The 18,705-nt window shown below is 42.8% G+C and carries 17 protein-coding genes; 8 read left to right on the top strand and 9 right to left on the bottom strand.

The window, feature by feature from the left end:
* Positions 1-20: 20 nt before the first annotated feature.
* A complete protein-coding gene (locus PY364_RS04855; protein ID WP_275521022.1) occupies positions 21-491 on the top strand; it encodes a DUF4079 domain-containing protein in 471 nt (156 codons plus the stop codon).
* A gap of 264 nt (positions 492-755) precedes the next feature.
* On the opposite strand, the gene PY364_RS04860 is transcribed toward PY364_RS04855, so the two are convergent.
* Both PY364_RS04860 and PY364_RS04865 read right to left on the bottom strand, forming a co-directional pair.
* The gene (locus PY364_RS04860; protein ID WP_275521023.1) at positions 756-1,712 is read right to left on the bottom strand and encodes a glycosyltransferase family 2 protein; all 957 of its coding nucleotides are present in this window, start codon (positions 1,710-1,712) and stop codon (positions 756-758) included.
* Between the two features lie 155 nt (positions 1,713-1,867).
* Complete coding sequence (locus PY364_RS04865) at positions 1,868-2,575, bottom strand: DUF1997 domain-containing protein (RefSeq protein ID WP_275521024.1); 708 nt, start codon at positions 2,573-2,575, stop codon at positions 1,868-1,870.
* A gap of 251 nt (positions 2,576-2,826) precedes the next feature.
* On the opposite strand from PY364_RS04865, the gene PY364_RS04870 reads away from it, so the two are divergent.
* The 3 genes from PY364_RS04870 (at position 2,827) to PY364_RS04880 (ending at position 4,458) form a co-directional block, all read left to right on the top strand.
* Positions 2,827-3,486, top strand: a complete 660-nt coding sequence (locus PY364_RS04870) for an SDR family oxidoreductase (RefSeq protein WP_275521025.1) — start codon at positions 2,827-2,829, stop codon at positions 3,484-3,486.
* Positions 3,487-3,593: 107 nt separating this feature from the next.
* Positions 3,594-3,719 carry a hypothetical protein gene (locus PY364_RS04875; protein WP_275521026.1) on the top strand — a complete coding sequence of 42 codons (126 nt, stop codon included), beginning with the start codon at positions 3,594-3,596 and terminating at the stop codon, positions 3,717-3,719.
* 34 nt (positions 3,720-3,753) lie between these two features.
* The gene (locus PY364_RS04880; RefSeq protein ID WP_275521027.1) at positions 3,754-4,458 is read left to right on the top strand and encodes a glycoside hydrolase family protein; all 705 of its coding nucleotides are present in this window, start codon (positions 3,754-3,756) and stop codon (positions 4,456-4,458) included.
* Between the two features lie 124 nt (positions 4,459-4,582).
* On the opposite strand, the gene PY364_RS04885 is transcribed toward PY364_RS04880, so the two are convergent.
* The 3 genes from PY364_RS04885 to PY364_RS04895 form a co-directional block, all read right to left on the bottom strand.
* A complete protein-coding gene (locus PY364_RS04885; RefSeq protein ID WP_275521028.1) occupies positions 4,583-5,599 on the bottom strand; it encodes a histone deacetylase in 1,017 nt (338 codons plus the stop codon).
* Between the two features lie 198 nt (positions 5,600-5,797).
* Entirely contained in the window at positions 5,798-7,081 is a 1,284-nt protein-coding gene (cbiE, locus tag PY364_RS04890) for a precorrin-6y C5,15-methyltransferase (decarboxylating) subunit CbiE (protein WP_275521029.1), read from the bottom strand.
* 106 nt (positions 7,082-7,187) lie between these two features.
* Positions 7,188-7,970 carry a DUF1868 domain-containing protein gene (locus PY364_RS04895; protein ID WP_275521030.1) on the bottom strand — a complete coding sequence of 261 codons (783 nt, stop codon included), beginning with the start codon at positions 7,968-7,970 and terminating at the stop codon, positions 7,188-7,190.
* 143 nt (positions 7,971-8,113) lie between these two features.
* Between PY364_RS04895 and holA the strand changes: the two genes are divergently transcribed.
* Both holA and PY364_RS04905 read left to right on the top strand, forming a co-directional pair.
* A complete protein-coding gene (gene holA, locus PY364_RS04900) occupies positions 8,114-9,091 on the top strand; it encodes a DNA polymerase III subunit delta (protein ID WP_275521031.1) in 978 nt (325 codons plus the stop codon).
* Positions 9,092-9,915: 824 nt separating this feature from the next.
* Entirely contained in the window at positions 9,916-11,058 is a 1,143-nt protein-coding gene (locus PY364_RS04905; protein WP_275521032.1) for a hypothetical protein, read from the top strand.
* Positions 11,059-11,210: 152 nt separating this feature from the next.
* Here PY364_RS04905 and PY364_RS04910 read toward each other — a convergent pair whose 3' ends face one another.
* The 3 genes from PY364_RS04910 to rpmI all read right to left on the bottom strand — a co-directional run bounded on the left by PY364_RS04910 (position 11,211) and on the right by rpmI (position 12,458).
* Positions 11,211-11,741 (bottom strand): tetratricopeptide repeat protein, encoded by a 531-nt coding sequence (locus tag PY364_RS04910; RefSeq protein ID WP_275521033.1) that lies wholly within the window; start codon positions 11,739-11,741, stop codon positions 11,211-11,213.
* 143 nt (positions 11,742-11,884) lie between these two features.
* Complete coding sequence (gene rplT / locus PY364_RS04915) at positions 11,885-12,241, bottom strand: 50S ribosomal protein L20 (RefSeq protein ID WP_275521034.1); 357 nt, start codon at positions 12,239-12,241, stop codon at positions 11,885-11,887.
* Positions 12,242-12,260: 19 nt separating this feature from the next.
* Entirely contained in the window at positions 12,261-12,458 is a 198-nt protein-coding gene (gene rpmI, locus PY364_RS04920; RefSeq protein WP_007354712.1) for a 50S ribosomal protein L35, read from the bottom strand.
* Positions 12,459-12,603: 145 nt separating this feature from the next.
* Between rpmI and PY364_RS04925 the strand changes: the two genes are divergently transcribed.
* Positions 12,604-14,265 carry an adenylate/guanylate cyclase domain-containing protein gene (locus PY364_RS04925; protein ID WP_275521040.1) on the top strand — a complete coding sequence of 554 codons (1,662 nt, stop codon included), beginning with the start codon at positions 12,604-12,606 and terminating at the stop codon, positions 14,263-14,265.
* 230 nt (positions 14,266-14,495) lie between these two features.
* On the opposite strand, the gene PY364_RS04930 is transcribed toward PY364_RS04925, so the two are convergent.
* On the bottom strand, positions 14,496-16,916 hold the full coding sequence (locus PY364_RS04930) for an FHA domain-containing protein (RefSeq protein WP_275521035.1): 2,421 nt from the start codon (positions 16,914-16,916) through the stop codon (positions 14,496-14,498).
* 169 nt (positions 16,917-17,085) lie between these two features.
* On the opposite strand from PY364_RS04930, the gene PY364_RS04935 reads away from it, so the two are divergent.
* Positions 17,086-18,552, top strand: coding sequence for a serine/threonine-protein kinase (locus PY364_RS04935; protein ID WP_275521036.1), 1,467 nt, complete (start codon positions 17,086-17,088; stop codon positions 18,550-18,552).
* Positions 18,553-18,705 lie beyond the last annotated feature (153 nt).

Genomic DNA, 18,705 nt, shown 5'->3' on the forward strand with positions numbered 1-18,705 from the left:
TTGCCCATCCTGAGAACGCTATGAGTCTTGCAATTCCTGAATCAGTTAAAATTTGGAGCCAATTCATCCACCCTACTCTAATGTGGGTATTGTTTGCAATTTCATTTTACGCCCTTTACCTCGGCATCCAAATCCGGCGTACCAGAGCCAGCGAAGGCGAAGTCAAAAAAAAGTTGATCAAAGGTAAGTTTAACATCAAACACTACCAAATCGGCTCTATACTTTTAGCCATAATGGTAATCAATACCCTCATTGGCATGGGTGTCACCTACATCAACAACGGCAAACTGTTTGTTGGCCCACACCTCTTAGCAGGCTTAGGTATGACAGGAATAATTGCCACATCTGCCGCCTTATCTCCCTATATGCAGAGAGGGAATGATTGGGCAAGATACAGTCATATTACTCTCAATGTCATTCTTTTAGGACTATTTGCTTGGCAAGCAGTCACGGGAGTAGAAATCCTGCTGCGAATTATTAGCAAAATGTAGTAATTTGTTAGTTGTTAGTTGTTAGTTGTTAGTTGTTAGTTGTTGGTTGTTGGTTGTTAAATAGTAGGTCAAATTGGTTAAATAATCCCTTGCCTAATAGCTAGTATAGCAACCGACAAGGTGATTAACAGACATCCGTAACGCCGCCCTCTGGGCGGTTAGGGCACCGCCTAGAAGGCGGCGTTACGTAAGTTCTCAAAAATAGAAATTGCTCTGTTCGTCATGGCGGTTGCTATAACAACTAACAACTAACAACTAACAATTCTAAATTATTAGAGGAGAAAGCAACGATGCAGGCTTCCAAATTCGAGCAAGAATACCTTTCTCAATTAAATAATCAGTCTCCTGCTGATTTTCAAATACAACCTGTTCGCGATAAAAATCTGCTAGTTTATCAATGTCGCCAGAACAGAAAATATCTCTAGATTTAGTATGAAACGTAACAGGAATTTTAGTCTGGCCAAACCAATAATCCGAGAATTTACCTAACTGCTGATACTTGCGATAATAAAATCCAAATCCGCAACTGATATAATGAAGTATCACCGGACAACTCGTACACTGAGCCGTTTCAGGATGACGTTCAACTGTAGTAAATTCGTGAACCCCACTGGGTAAAACACCGGGCAAAACTCGCGCCGCCGCCTTACCATTTCCATAACCAATAAAATACTCTTCCCTCCTAAAAAACTTATTGTACTCATCAGGTAAAGGATAGGGCATCAAATGCCCGTGTTTTTTAAATAGTGTCACCTCTTTAAAGTAATCATCTATTTCCAATTTCTCTGGCACACCTTCAAAATTTCGGTAGAGAACTTGACCTATACTGTAGGGAATAAAATCAAAATGATCCGAGATTGACTCTTGCGTGTAAAAGAGCTCATCGCAGTCAATATGGATAATCCAATCCATCTGCATTTCCCAGGCTAATTTGATGGCAGTTTCAGCATTTAAAATCTGTCTAGCCATCACTTCGCTAGTGACGTGCTGAGCCATATTGTTGTAAAGAGTATTTTCCTTTTGCTGAAATTTCAAGCGTTCATCGCAAGGAATTGTGCTGACATTAGAAAATCTTTGAGCAATTTTTATCGCCTCATCTTCTGGGTTGTCAAAAAAGATAAATATGTGGGCTATCCCTATTTTCAAATGGTAGCGAATAAAAGATTCAAGAATATTTCCGGGGTCTTTGACAGTTGTTACAATGCAGACCTTTGAACTCATAAAAATCTCTGACTCTTGGTTGATTTTGCTAATATTACTTGGGCGATTGAAATCGCATCTAGACAAACTTTGATCCGCCTACGCGGACTACATAATTTTAACCCGCGCAGGCGGGTTTTGTCTGTGTAGCCGCGAATTTTATTCGCCCCGTAATATTATTTTTTATGAAGCTTTTTCGGAAACGGTATCCCTAACGAATTGTGGAAAACTTGCTGAGTTTTATAAGTTAAGCGACGGTTAACTTGACCTACAATTTTATCTAAAACCCCTTCCCCCGTCTTCTGAATCAAAGCACTAGATTTACCTCGAATAAACTTAGGAAAGTACAGCCCCACCGCCAAATCTAACCGCCATTTAACACTGGTAATTACTGGTGGTAACTGAGCAAGCTCAGAGGCATTTAACCGTGAATAAAACTCCTCTGTCGGTACTTCTACTAACTCCATAACTGAGCAAAAATTAACATCATATCCAGGTGCAGTATAATCGGGAATAGGAATCGTCCGAATGCGGTAAAATCCTTGCTCATCAGGGGGTAACAACTCCAAACCAATCCGCGCTTCTACGATATACCCAAAAGCGCCAAAACGCCCGATTAACATATCGTAACCATTCTCTCCAAGGGGTTCAGCTTTCATCGGCAAAGCACAGGGGATAAACCAAGTATGGTGATTATTAAAATGGTTAGCTACCGCTTCAACATCAGCATACATCTCCATACTGTCTTCAAAATGGCTGTGAAACCAAGTTTGCTCAGTTTCTGCCGATACCTCTGTAACTTCTGGTTGTGGGATGTTAGATGGTTCGTTCCTAAGTTCTTCAGAAGCTTGAACAGCTTGATATTCAGAGGAATCCTGCTGCATGATATGCTCTCCTGTAATAGATGCGGTTTTCTCGGCTTAAGGATGTCAGTTGAGGATTTAATCTCTAGAATCGATCGTGGTGAAAGTTGTGCTTAGCAGCAAGAAAAATTTGATCTTAACTCAGCATAACGCGAGATGTAAGCAACCCCAGTCTAAAGATAGGGGCTTCAGCTTGATATTCAAGGTAGGCTAAAGTTTGTCATCATTTTTTCTCCTCGGTCTAATGCCGCAGGATTTCTAACGGAGTTTTTATGAAAGCATTTGTAGCAGGGGCAACTGGTCAAACTGGCTGTAGGATTGTTAAAGAATTGATAAAGCGCAATATTCCTGTCCGTGCTTTAGTTCGGAATTTAGAAACAGCTAGGGAGATTCTACCTCCAGAGGCAGAATTGGTGACAGGGGATGTATTAAATGCAGCTTCTCTCCCGGAGCTCATAGGTGATTGCACAGTGCTGCTTTGCGCCACCGGTGCGAAGCCTAGCTTTGACCCGACAGGGCCTTACAAGGTGGACTATGAAGGTACTAAAAATCTTGTAGATGCTGCCAAAATTAAGGGGATTGAGCATTTTGTGTTGGTGACTTCTTTGTGCGTTTCTAACTTTTTCCACCCGCTGAATTTATTTTGGCTGATTTTGGTGTGGAAGAAGCAAGCGGAGGAATATTTGCAAAAAAGTGGTTTGACTTACACGATTGTCCGGCCTGGGGGTCTGAAGAATGAAGATAACACGGATGCGATCGTGATGGAGTCGGCTGATAAACTTTCTGATGGGAGTATTCCACGAACTAAGGTAGCGCAGGTTTGCGTTGAGGCGCTGTTTCAACCTGCATCTCGTAATAAAATTGTGGAGATTGTCGCGAAGTCTGAGGCGGAGACCAAGAGTTTTGAGCAGTTGTTTGTTGGTGCGACTTAAATCGGGAACCGTGCGATCGCATTTTGTAGTAAGTAGTCGGACATAATTAAACATAGGGTGGGCGCTTGTCTCAACCATCTATAGCCATGAGTTACAGGCTTTTGGCCATGAGCGCCCACTCTAAAAGTTATAGCGTTTATTTATGTCAGGACTTATGCACATTTTACGTAACGCCGCCATCCTGGCGGTTTCTTTACCGCCAAGATGGCGGCGTTACGGATAGTTTTGTGTAAATCCTAGACATGAACAGCAGAGGAATTACAGAGAATGACAAGAATTAGAGTTAGGGATGTCCGTCGCAGAAAACTAGGCTGGTTCCGCCGCTCAGAAATCCAAATTGTTAAACGCCTGATTTTTAGCAGCATAACTGTCTTGATTCTAGCATTCTTGATTCGGAATTGGCACGGAAATCAAGAATCTTTTTTAGTTCAAAATAATAGTAATCAATTGCCTCCTTTAGCAATGAGAGGCGGCGATCCTTACATTCGAGCACTGATGCGAACGATATCAGCAAGCGAGTCGAATGTTAGCAAACCCTACTCTGTTATTTACGGTGGCGAAGTTGTATTAGATTTAAGCCGTCATCCCGATTTATGCGTAAAAATTGTCTCCGGCCCCAATCGGGGAAGGTGTACTACAGCGGCGGGGCGATATCAATTTTTGAGTTCCACTTGGGAGGAAAAAGCGAAGCGATATCATCCCCATCCTTCTCAGTTTATATTTTGGAAAGAGTACAGTTTTGAGCCAAAATTTCAGGATGCTGTTGTTTATGCTTGGCTGAGCGATACCAAGTTTTGGAAAGCTGATATTTCCGCACTGTTACAACAGGGTAAATTCAATAAAGTACAGCGGTTGTTATCGGGGACTTGGACAAGTTTAGGCTATGGGATAGAAGACAATTCTATGACAGGAGAGTTGCCCAAAATATATCAGGAAATTCTACAAGAAGAACTTGGGAAAAATGATTCTTAACTGTTAACTGTACTCAAAACTAATTGCTAATTGCTAATTAACAGGTTTTACTTCCCTCCATTAAATCAACAACTGAACCGTATTGGAATTTAACTGTTAGCAGAAAGAGAAAACCAGCAGAATCTTAAATATATGTTGCTAAAGTCCTGACATGAGCGGTTGCTGCTGACACTGTTACTGGCAGTTTATAGCCACCTCCATGAGCAGAGAGGACTGGACATCCATATCTTTTGGCAAAATCCAAAGCAATTTCAGTTAGTTTACAGAAGTCATCATTTGTCCAGCCTGTTGTACGTTCTCCACAATCATCTTTATGGGAATCATAACCCGAAAAAATAGCGACTAGATTAGGTTGCCAAGGCACATTTTCTAAAGCTTGCTGAAAAGCATCAATACTTTCATCTCCAGAGTAGAATTTCCCAGTTATACCCTCCTCTTGCAAAACTTCAACTGGAAAAGATTTAGTCATAACAGGAATGTTACAGTGTCCAACCGCAACAGCCGCATCTGTAGTTCCAGCTTTCAAGTCTGAGGCTTTAGCCATGTAGAGATCCACGGCACTATGAATACTAATACAATAGACACTGAAATCGTTGCTAAAAATTTCCTGAGTTCCGTCACCATGATGAATATCCCAATCAATAATCAGAACCTTTTCAAATCCCTGAAGCTGAGCATATCGAGTAGCAGCAGCAAGGGGATTAAGGAGACAATAACCATGTCCCCAGTTACTATGAGCATGATGTCCAACCATACTAAAACAGTAAGCACGTTCTACGAGTCCTTGTTTCATTTGGTCAATCGCTTCCAGCATTCCTCCTAAACCATAGAAATAACCTGGTAAACAGTATTCTAAGCCTTGACACTCAATGCTTAATTCTGGTAAGGATAAGCTAATTTTGTCCAAAGGTTTATCGAGAGCTTTTAGGGCCAGTTTTCGGAGATAGTCATGGGTATGAACTCTGAGATAATCAGAAATTTTAGCTTTTCTCAATGGTAATACTGGATAATCTTGAAGAGATTTTTCAAGACTCTGGCGAACTTGGTTATAGTAAGGAAAAGAGTATTGGCTAAAAGAAATTTCTTGAAGAGGCTTAGAAGTATAAAATGCTTGGGAGTGAAGGGAAGTGACAAGCCGCATTATTATCATCCTATACGCAATATTAGAACCTGTTTGAAAAGAATGCCCGCCATCGCTATGAAAACATAGTGCTTCGGCTTAAGTTTCAAAGCGAGCGTATCAAATTTAACAATTATAGCAAGTTAAAAGGATTAAGCTAAAGAAGCCTGACAATTGAAACCATGACCGACTCCATCACCGCCCAACTTACCCAAGCTTCTAAAGGGCTACTCTTCCTCTAACTCCCCGATTCATCGTTACAATAGTCACTGGATTTAAGGAGTCAAATCTTGTCAAATCTCCCATAGGCACGGAGCGCGACAACTGCACCTGCATAATTTTACAATTCCAATTGGGTTCGCGCCGCATTCTTTCCTCCTTCCAACTCAAAACAGCAGCTAAATCTTCTACACTAGATATTGCCAATACTATTACTCCTCCCGGCAACATTCGCAAAGCACATACACCTAAAATTTTAGTAATTTCTCCCCCACTGCCACCGACAAAAATTCGATTAGGCGGTCGCAAACGATGTAGAATTTCAGGAGCATTGCCGTGAATTGAAATTACATTTTGTACCTGAAAACGGCGACAATTTTTTTCAATTAAAGACGTACCTTCCTCCATTTTCTCGATCGCATAAACCTGAGAATCCGGGAACAACCGGGCAATTTCAATCGAAACCGCACCAGTACCCGCACCCACATCCCAAATCGCTTGACCTGGTTGTAACGACAGTTCCCCCAAAATCAACACTCGCACTTCTCGCTGAGTCATTAAGCCAGGGCGATCGCTAAAACTGAGAAAATTGCCATCCGGTATCCCTAACATCGGCAAACTGCCTAAATCCAGGGGTTCCGTAGCTGCCCTAGACTCCCGCAACAGCACGACCAAATTGAGCGGTGCAAAAGTCTCCCCCTGCAAAGCATCTAACGACCATTCCCTGACTCGTTCATCAGGGGCCCCCAAATTTTCGCATAGCCAAAACTGATAACGACTGGGCAAATCTAAAGCCTTAATCAAATTTGCGATCGCCCCTGGAGAATAATTCTCATCCGTCAGCACAGCAATCTTATCAACACCTTGCTGTAACTTAGCAGTCAACTCCTCAAAAGACCGCCTGTGAGCATTAATAAAGTGGGCATCTTGCCAAGGAAGTTTCAGGCGGTTAAAAGCTAACTGTACAGAGCTCAAATGCGGATGAAAAATTAACTGTTCGGGAGGCAATTCCGCCACCAGCAGCCGTCCCCAACCGTAAAATAGCGGGTCGCCCGAAACCAAAACTACTATTGCACCCGGAAACGAAGTCGCCAATCGCCGACGAATTTCTTTAATTGCACCCGTCAAATCTCCTAAAACCAAGCGTTCTGCCCGATGCTTAGAGAAATAACCTAAGTGGCGATCGCTCCCCACCAGCAGAGTCGCCTTTTCTACAATTTGCTGCACCGACTTACTCAGTCCCGCAGCACCATCCAAACCAATGCCAACAATATGTACAGTCAATTGTTTACTCAATTGTGCGCCGTCAACCGATATTTAAACAGTTAACAGTTAACAGTTAACCGTTAACCGTTAACAGTTAACCGTTAACAGTTAACAGTTAACCATTTTAAAATTCCAAAACTGGCCAGTTTGGTTCGCGATAATAGTGAGTCATATCGTCAAACTTCCGAAGTTCGACCCGATGTATCCCAATTTCTTGGGGTGCATTTAGCCATTGGTCATTTAACTCAGACAAAAGAGAGCAAAAGCGATCGCGGTCTAGCCCCGACCCGATATCGCCAAAATAAGCCAGAGTAATGTGAGCAGTAAAATGATATTGCTGTTCAATTCCCAAAGCCATTAAATCAGGATTTTGATAAATACAGCGGCGGAACTCCAAAATCTGCTTGTAAGAATTTTCATCCATAGGGGCTAAACAGACTGCGATCGCTCTAGTTCGCACCATTAGACCCAACACCATCCAGCGAATGGCAGGAATTCCAGTTACAGTCGATTTGCAACCAGCAAAGCATTCGCCAATGCGCGATCGCAATTTCTCCTCAAATTCAGGATTTTGACTGGCATCAAGGAAAGCACCGTCCCAAATTAAATCAGCCAAAGTTAAATGGAAGCTGTCTTTCGGCACAGGCACGATCGCCCCCGCCTCTAACTGCTTCACCAGCGTTTGTTGGCACTCGTCCAAACTCGCATAAAAAGCAGCATTTTCCGACTCTTCCCCCCAAGGCGGTGTCGTTACCGTATAGCCGGGAAAAGTTACGGGCTCTCTCCTACCCCCTGGTTGAGGCTTAAACTTAGGAGATTCCTGAATGTGCTCCACCTGGGACTTGTAGGTGTCCAGCAGCGTCAGCCGCGCCGCCCGATTCACGTAAGCTTGATAAGTATCGTCCAATCTCGATTGCCTCGCGCTAAGTAATAGCTTTCAGTACCTAGCCAATTTTAGATTGTAGATTGGGATCAATAAGAGTCAAAATCTGAAATCACCCAAATTGACGACTAATCTCAAATCCTAAATTCGGCAACTGATAGTCTCTTATGCAAATTTACCTCTTCTGGGGAGAGGATGACTTCTCTCTAGCCCAAGCAGTTGATACCCTGCGCCAAAAAGTCCTTGACCCCAACTGGGCGACTTTCAACTATGATAAAATTCTTCCCGACCAGTCGGATGCAGTTATTTCTGCCCTCAACCAAGCCATGACACCGCCCTTCGGCACGGGCAGCCGCTTTGTCTGGTTAGCCGATACCCCCATAGCTCAGCAATGTTCCCAGGAACTATTCGCCGAATTAGAACGGACACTGCCAGTCATTCCCTCCACCACCGTGTTGTTGTTGACAACTCGTAATAAACCCGACAGTCGGCTCAAGTCTACAAAATTATTGCTCAAATCTGCTGAAGTCCGCGAATTTTCTCCCATCCCTCCCTGGAAAACAGAAGAATTGGTCAAGCGGGTACGCCAAGCCACAGAGGAAAGAGGAGTAAAATTGACCCCAGCAGCGATCGAACTTTTAGCTGAATGCGTCGGGAACGATACCAGGCAGTTAAATAGCGAATTGGATAAATTAGAGCTGTACGCAGGTAACACTAACAAACCTTTGGGCGATGAAGCGATCGCCACCCTAGTTCGCTCAAACACCCAAAACAGCTTACAGCTTGCCGCAGCTATCCGCCAAGGCAATACAGCCCAAGCCTTGCAGCTAGTTGCCGAACTAATCGGACATAATGAACCAGCCTTAAAAATTGTAGCCACCTTAACCACTCAATTTCGGACTTGGCTATTGGTAAAATTAGGGGTACAAGCCGGCGAAGCCGATGAAAAAATAGCTCAAGCCGCAGAAATCAGCAATCCCAAACGAATATACTTTTTCCGCCAAGAAGTCAAGAGTCTAACTGTCGAAAAATTGCAAAAAACCCTCCCCCTACTGCTAGAGTTAGAATCATCTCTCAAGCGGGGTGCACAAGAGGTTTCAACTCTACAAACCAAGGTCATAGAACTGTGCAGACTATTCTATTAACAGCAAATGGTAAGAAAATGCCAGAAAAAGCTAAGGTGGTGAATAAATATTTATTCGACACACCCCTTTACTCTCAAGCCTCTTGGTTTTACGGCACTTGATTTTTGGCGGATTTAGCTTAAAACAAGGAACACAAAGATACACTTGAAGAGCGCATCCAAGACACGGTAACTTTAGCTAGCACACGGTTGAAATCCCGCAACACATCCGCGTCATGCCAATAGGTATCGTCAGGGGTAAAAAATCAGCAGCTAGAGTGCAATTACAAATCAGGATGCTCCGTGCTAAAAAAGTAACCACAGACTCAGTATTTGAGCGAGTGGGTAGTGGGGTTGGTTGCAGTAGCCAAAATACCTAGATTTACCTAGTATTGAATTAACAAATTGTGGGTATTGGGTGAAGATCGGTGAGTTGTTTTAGCGGAATTAAGTTATAATAAACTTGCGCTTGGTCAATGCGAGTTATTAAGGCTCAAGTAACTTGAGTGTTACTAAAACACCTGATCCGAATTGACTACACCAACTGAATATACAAACACCCAAAGGTTTCAAGCTCTAACAGGGGAGTAGTGGACAAGCTTATAAAAGCAAGCAGTAATGCAATATTACTTACCTTTGGTTAAGTTACACCGTAGACTTAGGCTTTTGCTCCTCTATTAGCGATAGTAGATTTGCATAGGTTTTTATAAGCGGCAATGACAAACCCTTTAAGTATCAACTTTTTGATTGTGGATTCACCCCCAAAAAGTTGTCCTTAAAAATCCCCGCGTCTTTAGACCGGAGAGTGTCAATAACCTGCTCGCAGCCCTCTAAAAAGTGCTAGCTATGACACAACAGAACCTGCGGGAACTTGCTAAGCAGGGCGATCCCAAGGTGATCGCGTCTGTAATTAACCGCACACTCCAACCCAAAGGCATCAATGCCCAAGTGGGACGGGACAATGACAACCTCCAGGTAATGCTGGAGTCAGATCAAGTTCCGAACCAAACTGCCCTTATGGACTTTATCCGTAAGGGGATGATGAACTTGGGAGTTGAATCAATTCACACTGTGAAGGTTTATGGTCGTCAGGTAGGTGAAGACTTACCGGCCTGGGAAGACGAGATTGAGCTGATGCCAGCCGCCGATCCAAAGTTTTATGCAGATGAGGGTGCAATGCCTAAAAAACCTGTAGATGATGTCGATCTCGAACCCGAAGATTACGATCGGGAGGAAGAATACAACCCCGATGAGGATGAGGATGAGGATGAGGATGAGGATGAGGATGAGCTAGATGAAGCTCCACCTCAAAAGAAGCAGATTCCTAAATTAGCAATAATCGCGGGGATCGTTTTTGTACCGGTGGCTGCGATCGCAGGGCTTTACTTTACAGGAAATTTGCCATTTTTAAAGAGTTCGGCTCCTCCGTCCCCAGCTTCTTCCCCAGTAGCATCACCTAAAGCTGCTTCTCCGAAGCCAAAACAGGCCGCTTCACCCAATGCGGCGGCGGCTCCCAATACTGCGAAACCAGTTGCACCTTCTCCAGTAGCTTCTGCTACACCGAAACCAGCCGCACCTTCTCCGGTGGCTTCTACTACACCGAAACCAGCCGCACCTTCTCCAGTGGCTTCTGCTACGCCGAAACCAGTTGCACCTTCTCCAGTGGCTTCTGCTACGCCGAAACCAGTTGCACCTTCTCCGGTAGCTTCTGCTACGCCGAAACCCGCCGCACCCGCACCCAAACCTGCCACACCTAAACCTGATTCTTGGAGATTAGCGGTGAATAAGGCTCAAAGTGCGGCAAACCTTGCCCAGACATCCATATCAAAAGGTGAGTGGGAGGAAGTGGCGAGTGAATGGGAGAAAGCTGTTCAGCTAATGAAGGCTGTTCCGCCATCTAGCCCAAATTATCAAAAAGCTCAGGAGAAGGCGGCAGAGTATCAGTCAAATCTGAGTATAGCTCAGCAGCGAGCTGCGGCCGTGCAGTGATTTTTGAGTTTGTTTATAGGGCGATCGAAATTTGCTGTGCAGAGGAAAGGTTGCAGTTGTAAAAGGGGCTTCAAGCTAGGCTTGATATTACAACTGCGTTGTTTCCCTTACCTGTATTTCTTCCTTCTTCGGTCTTCCTTCTTCGATCTTCCCTATGCAGAAGTAACCAACCGTTTCTTTAGAGACTCGGTACGGCGTTTAGCAGTAGGATTATCAGGCTCCAATTTTAGAGATTCTTCGTACATTTCTAAAGCCTGAGTTGTTAATTTCTTACGCTCATAAGTATGGGCAAGGTTATTAATTGCCGTCACATAATCCGGTTTTAACTTAATAGCTTCTTTGTATTGGCGGATGGCTATATCGTATTGTTCTTGACCGAAGTGTGCGAAACCGAGGGCGTTGTAGATGATAGCAGCATCTTCTTCAACTTTTAAGTCTTTGGATTTCAGGGCTTTTTGAAACTGTGATGTTGCTTGAGCATATAACTTTTTATCTACATAGATACTGCCCAATTCGTAATATTCCTGTGCTGTTCCTTTTTCATTACCGAGTTTAGCTTCTAACCGCAAGAGAGTAGTTTCGATCTTACGAGTTTTGATGATCTGGCGCAGAATAAACCAGCCAGCGCTAGCAAGTATAGCTAGCAAGACTGATAGATAAACAATGGGCAAACCGCTATCCATGCTGTTTAAATAGGTAGATTGAAAATCTTATTTATTTTATCCTTAGTGTGAAGCCCCTACTAGATCGCCAAAAGAATTCGGACGATGTAGGGGCCTCACATTTGAACGATACTCTGGCGGGATCACCTGCCTAAAACCCCAATTTATCCTTGTGCTTGATTTGCCAATTCCACCACTTTGCCGAAAGTTGCGGGGTCAATGATTGCCATTTGCGCCAGCATCTTACGGTTGATTTCAATATTGGCTTTTTTCATGTTGCCGATGAGCTTGCTGTAGCTGGTGCCGTGTATGCGAGCTGCTGCATTGATGCGAGCAATCCACAGGCGGCGGAAGTCGCGCTTCCGTTTACGGCGATCGCGATAGGCGTTGCGAAGCGCCTGCATTACCCGCTGGTTAGCTGTGCGAAACTGTTTAGACTGTGAGCCTCGGAATCCCTTAGCTAGTTTGAGAATTTTTTTGCGGCGTTCTCTAGCGACGTTACCGCGTTTTACCCGTGTCATCGTTTATTTCCGTTAAACTTTACAAGTATGGAAGCATCAGACGCACATTCTCTTCGTTAGTCGGATCGAGGACGACCATTTGAGAGAGAGTGCGTTTACGATTGGAGCTTTTGTGCTGTAGTAAGTGGCTTTTGTAAGCTTTCCGCCGCACAATTTTACCGCTGCCAGTAGCTCTAAAGCGCCTAGCAGCCGATTTGCGAGTTTTTAATTTCGGCATGGACTGGCCTTAATTGGACACAAGCTTTAAGGATACCACGTTTTTGCTATTGTGTACAAGAGATTTTTGGGGGCGATCGCAGGTGCATCTGAGGCGACATCGACAAGAGATACCAAGCTCAGACGTGAAAAGATATACTAAAAATATGCACAAAAGTTTGAAAAAAAGAATTTTGAAACTGCTAAAAATACTGTGGGAGCAAGTTCAGCGGCTAAAGGTACGGATAGTTTCGCGGATCTTTCACAAGCGCTTCTCTTCTCCGTCGGCGATGCGATCGGCACCTTTACCAATTAATGAAGAAGATAGACTAAAAGCTCTTTATCGCTATAATGTCCTCGATACTGCCGCTGAAGAAGCTTTTGACGATCTAACTGCTTTGGCATCCCACATTTGCGGTACTCCAATTGCTTTAGTGAGTTTAGTTGATGCTAACAGGCAATGGTTTAAATCAAAAGTAGGTATAGAAGCAGAAGAAACTCCAAGAGATATAGCCTTTTGTGCTCACGCTATTTTACAGCCGAATGAATTGCTAGTTGTACCAAATGCGATAGAAGACGAGCGCTTTGCTAGCAACCCCCTAGTAACTTCCGATCCTAATATTAGATTTTATGCTGGAACTCCGCTAGTAACTTCTGATGGTTTTCCCATTGGCACTTTGTGCGCGATTGATACAATTCCTCGCCAATTAACTGCAAAGCAACTTGAAGCACTACGCATTTTAGGTCGTCAAGTGATTAATCAAATGGAATTGCGAATTAATTTGGCTAACTTAGAGCGCACTCGCATCAGACATAAGCAAGCAGAGGATAAATTGCGGGCTAATGACGAGCAAATTGTCAATCTTTTAGAAGGGATAGCGGATGCTTTTTTTGCCTTAGATCGGCAGTGGCGATTTACTTATGTGAATTATAAAGCAGCGCAAGTGTTTGAGCGATCGCCAGAAGAAGTTTTTGGTAAGAATATATGGGAAGAGTTTCCTGAGTTCTTAGAATCGACGTTTTATGAAGAAGCACACAAAGCTGTATCTCAACAAGTTGGCGTGACTTTTGAAGAGTTTCACCCTCATTTAAAACGATGGTTTGAAGTCCGGGCTTTTGCTTCTTACGACGGTCTTTCTGTTTTTTTTCATGACATTTCATCTCGCAAGCGGATGCAAGCAGCTCTGAATATTGAACAGAAAAAAACTGAGGGTTTATTACTTAATATTTTACCTAAAGTGATTGCGGATAGGTTGAGACAGGAAGCTGTACTAATTGCTGATAGATTTGATGAGGCGACAATTTTGTTTGCGGATTTAGTTAATTTTACGCAGTTGTCAACGCGGAAGACGGCGACGGAGTTGGTTTACTTGCTAAATGAAATGTTTTCAGATTTTGATAGACTGACGGAAAAGTACGGTTTGGAGAAAATTAAAACGATTGGGGATGCTTATATGGTAGCTGGCGGAATTCCCACTCCTAGAGAGGATCATGCAGAGGCAATTGCAGAAATGGCTCTCGATATGTTAGAAGAAATTAATCAATTCAGTGTTCAAAGGGGAGAGAACTTTAATATCCGTATTGGGATTAATAGCGGGCCGGTGGTAGCGGGGGTAATTGGTACTAAGAAGTTTATTTACGATTTGTGGGGTGATGCTGTAAATACGGCCTCGCGGATGGAATCTCACGGAATTATTGGGAGTATTCAAGTTAGTGCAGATACTTATGAGTTATTACGGGACAAGTATGTATTTGAGGAGCGTGGTGTTGTTAATATTAAGGGGAAAGGGGAAATGATTACGTATTTGTTGACTGGGAGAAAGTTATAGCAACCGCCAAGGCGGTTAGGGGCTAGGGGCTAGGGGCTAGGGACTAGGGAAAGAAGGGAAAGAAGGGAATAGAATGAGGGAACTATAGTTCGGCGGTTGAAACCGCAACTACACAAACAAAGTCCGCCTACGCGGACTAAGAAATAAAGAGTATATTTAAGCCGGATTTGATATAACTCAATTACCAATTACCAATTACCAATTACCAATTACCAATTACCAATTACCAATTACCTAAAAATATCTTTACGTTTTTGAAACAGGAAAGTTATCGCAAAATAAACAACTGTATGCAAACATAAAATAGCCCAGTTGAGAGCTAGATTTTCCCAAGTTGGCTCATAGACAGCACTCCGATCGAATAATTGAGGCAAAAAGTTACCATCAGACAATTCTATAGGCTTTGCCACCATAGCATTTACATTCACTAAACTTCCATAAGCTCCTACAGACCAGCGGCTTACTGTTAGCCAAGAAATCCAACCACCTAGTCTTTCTATTGTAAACAAACTATCTAATTTAAACCATACCCCAGAAAATATCATCTGAAACACTAAAATTAGAGGTAGAATTTTATAAGCTTGACTGATATTATTGACAAATGCTGATACCATTAATCCCAAATTCATGCTAGCCAGCAGCGTTAAAAAAGTAGTGATAGCTAAACCGATAGGCCAGGCAATTATATCTGAGTCTGGCTGTTCAAAACTGATTAAAATTACTGCTGTAATTACCAGAGTTTGCAGACAAGCTAATCCTTTTAATCCGATTAACTTTGAAATAACATAGGGGAATAATCCGATACTTCCTAAACGCTCTCGCCTAAAGATTACCTGTTCTTTAACAATTTCTGGAATTGAACTATAAACACCTGCCAAAATATTAGACAAAGAAAATAATAGTAAAAATCGCACTGCTAAAAAAGCAAGTTTTGAATCACTATTATTACTAAAAACGAATGGCTCTGTATTTTTTATTGCCGCTAATAAGATAGGGAAAATAACAGCAGCAAACATCCCGAAAGCAAAATTTATATGATCGCGAATTGCTAATTGAAAATAGCGCTGAGTGAGTAGATTTAACTGTCTCAAAGGTGAGACTCTAGCAGAGTGAGAAAGTTTCGCAAATTTAGCTTGTTGTTGATAAAGTTGAGGGCTGAGTGGGGAGGCAATATAACGCTGGTAATAGCTAGAATAGCGATATTTATCTTCCCACAATTTAACAATAGATTCACCTTTTTCTAATTCACTATAAATAGCTGCGAAATCTTGATTATGAAAGGCAAAAAAACTATGAATATCTGCTGGTGGGCCGAAGTAGCAAAGATGGCCGCCGCCACCAAGAAATACTAGGCGATCGCAGATGGTAATATTAGTATTAGCCTGGGCGGTAAAAATCACAGTTCGCTGTTGTTCTGCCAATTTCCGCAATAGCGATACCATCTTTTTCTCTAATCCTGGATCTAGTCCTAAAGTCGGTTCTTCCAAAAAAAACAGCTTCGGATCTACAACTAATTCTACTCCAATACTTACTCGCTTGCGTTCGCTATTGCTGAGAGTATTTATCAACTTATTGCGCTGGTCAAACATTTCAATATCATCTAAAACTTTTTTGAATACCTGTTCGACATTCGCATCGGAAGGCAAACGTAATTTAATAGCATAAGTCAGGGCTTCTGCTACTGTCAATTCACCATGAAGGGCATCTTCTTTAGGTACGAAACCAATCAAAGAGTTGTAGCTATCAAAATGTTTTCGCAAATCTTCGCCATTGGCGTACACTGCACCACGATTTGTGGGTTCAATCCCTAATAAAGTCCGCAATAATATTGATTGATTAGCATCGCTTGTCCCAGCTAAAGCGACTAAATTGCCGGGTTCAATAGCGAGGGAAATGCTATCAAGTAAACGCTGACTTTCATTATTTTTATTCTTGCCATCACGGACTAATTCTATTGCTTCCAAACGGAGCGCATCACCGGGATTAATTAAGGTTATTTCACCAGCTTGATAAATTAAAGTAAAAGGGCCAATGCGAATTTTTGCGCCTTCAGTAAGCACCACAAAATTATTAATCCGTTTGCCATTGACAAAAACGCCATTGCTGCTGCGATCGGTGAGGATATATTGCCCGTGAGCGTTAGCATCAATGGTGGCGTGGCGACGGGATACAATAGGAGAGTTGAGTTGTACGGTGGCGTTGCGATCGCGACCTAAGAGCACAGAACGATTCCGCAGCGCGATCGCAGTTCGTGGTAAATTACCAGCAGTAGGACTAGCAGGATTAAAATAAATTAGCTGAATTTGGTTTCTAGGGTCTTGACCGATCCGCAATTCTGTCTCGTGTCTTAAAGCCAAACCTTTTACAGCAGTCACCTGTGTATAGCTAGGGAGCGCAAACATCCCATTAGTGCTGGGTTTGCTACCATCGCCGTCATAAATCCAGTAATCTTCCCCTTCTCGGCGCAAAACCGCTTGACTGCTAGAAATAATCTGCCAAACTTGAGGAACCAGTAAATCAGCTTTGTAGGGATCGCGCCCCAATACGTGCTCATTTTTTGTCAATTCTAAGCGCAAAGTCTGCCCCTGATTGTTGAGTTCTAAATAGGGGTTGTTAAATAAATGTGTTTTCTTTTGCGTTTGACTCGTCATGGGGTTGTCTGGAAACCAAGTGCGATCGGAGCAGAAGGCCAAAGTCGATCGGGTATATTCTTATACGAATTGGGAGGCTTACCCAAATTGTTCCGAAATCAACTATTAAAAGAGATAGTAATGCTATACCATGTTTAAGAAATTGCTACAAAGCTAATTCTTCCCCAGCATGAGCTACTGCATCAATCCCAAGTGCCCGCGTCCTCAAAATCCTGAAAATGTTAGCTTTTGCCAAAGCTGCGGCTCTCAATTAGTGATTGAGGGGCGCTATTGGGTACTTCGCCCCCTGGGGAAAGGCGGCTTTGGTCAAACTTATGAGGTAAATGAGGGTAGCATTCCGAAGGTTTTAAAATTACTCACCTACAACGAGCCGACGGGTGTACGGCTATTTCAGCAAGAAGCCCACGTTTTAATGAGGCTGAGACATCCGGGTTTGCCAATAGTAGATCCAGATGGCTACTTTACGTTTACGCCAAATAACAGTCGCGAACCTCTGCACTGTCTGGTGATGGAGAAAATTGAAGGTGTAAATTTGCAACAGTGGCTAGAAAATCGGAGTCACCAACCCCTAGCGATGGATTTGGCTATTGACTGGTTGGAACAACTGGCTAGAATTTTGCATCTCGTCCACAGTCAAAATTACTTCCACCGGGATATTAAACCGCCTAATATTATGCTCCGCCCGAATGGGCAATTAGTATTAATTGACTTTGGCGCAGTGCGGGAAGTGACAGAAACTATTGAACGAAGAAGTAACAAAATAACTAGAATTTTTTCGCGAGGATACACGCCGCTTGAGCAAATGGAAGGGGCTGCGGAGCCTCGGTCTGATTTTTTTGCCCTCGGTAGGAGTTTTGCCTGTTTGCTAACGGGTCAAGAACCAAGCAATTTAGAAGAAAATTCTCCACCAGGAAAGTTCATTTGGCGCACTCTGGCTCCGGGAGTGTCGAAGCCGTTAGCAGATTTGATTGATGATATGATGGCTTATTCTGTTAATGCTCGTCCTCAAGATACACAATTTTTGTTGCAGCGTATAGCTAAACTTCGTGAGCCGCCTCGCACGCCTACAAAATTCCCTGTAGGAAAGAAGCAAGTTTTAATTGGTGTGGGAGTTGCAACCGCGATCGCACTTGCCGCGATCGTTCCTAAAATTTTACCTCAACCTACACCTGAAAAATTATTATTATATCAAAATACTGAAAATAACTTTAGGATGAAATATCCTGAGAAGTGGGAAATGAAAGAAAGTCAAGGTTATTTTGACCCGAATATAGTTACGTTCCGAGCTCCTAAGAAAAACGATTCGGATATCTATCCAGAGGATATTATTGTTACTATAGACGATTTATCTTCAAAGCCGATGTCTCTTGATGAATATACCAAAATATCCATCACCCAAATAAAAGAGATCAAGGATACTAAGGTTTTAGAAGATAGTTCAGCTATGCTTGCTAATACAAAGGCTCATAAAGTTATTTTTACTACTAGAGAAGAGGATAAAAATATTAAGAAAATGCAAGTCTGGACAGTTAAAAATAATCGTGCTTATACTATTACTTATACAGCAAATAAAGATGAATATTCTAATTATCTAAAATCAGCAGAAACTGTAATAAATTCTTTGGAAATCAATTGATATATAGCTAGGGGCTAGGGGCTAGGGGCTAGGGGCTAGGGGCTAGGGGCTAGGGGAAGAGAGAGGGAGAGGGGAGAGAGGGGGGAATTTTTCCCCAATTAGCAATTAGCAATTAGAAAATAGCCATTAAGTAGTTGGACAAAAATAAATAAT

Source organism: Kamptonema sp. UHCC 0994, from assembly GCF_029167235.1.
Lineage (GTDB): Bacteria > Cyanobacteriota > Cyanobacteriia > Cyanobacteriales > Microcoleaceae > Kamptonema.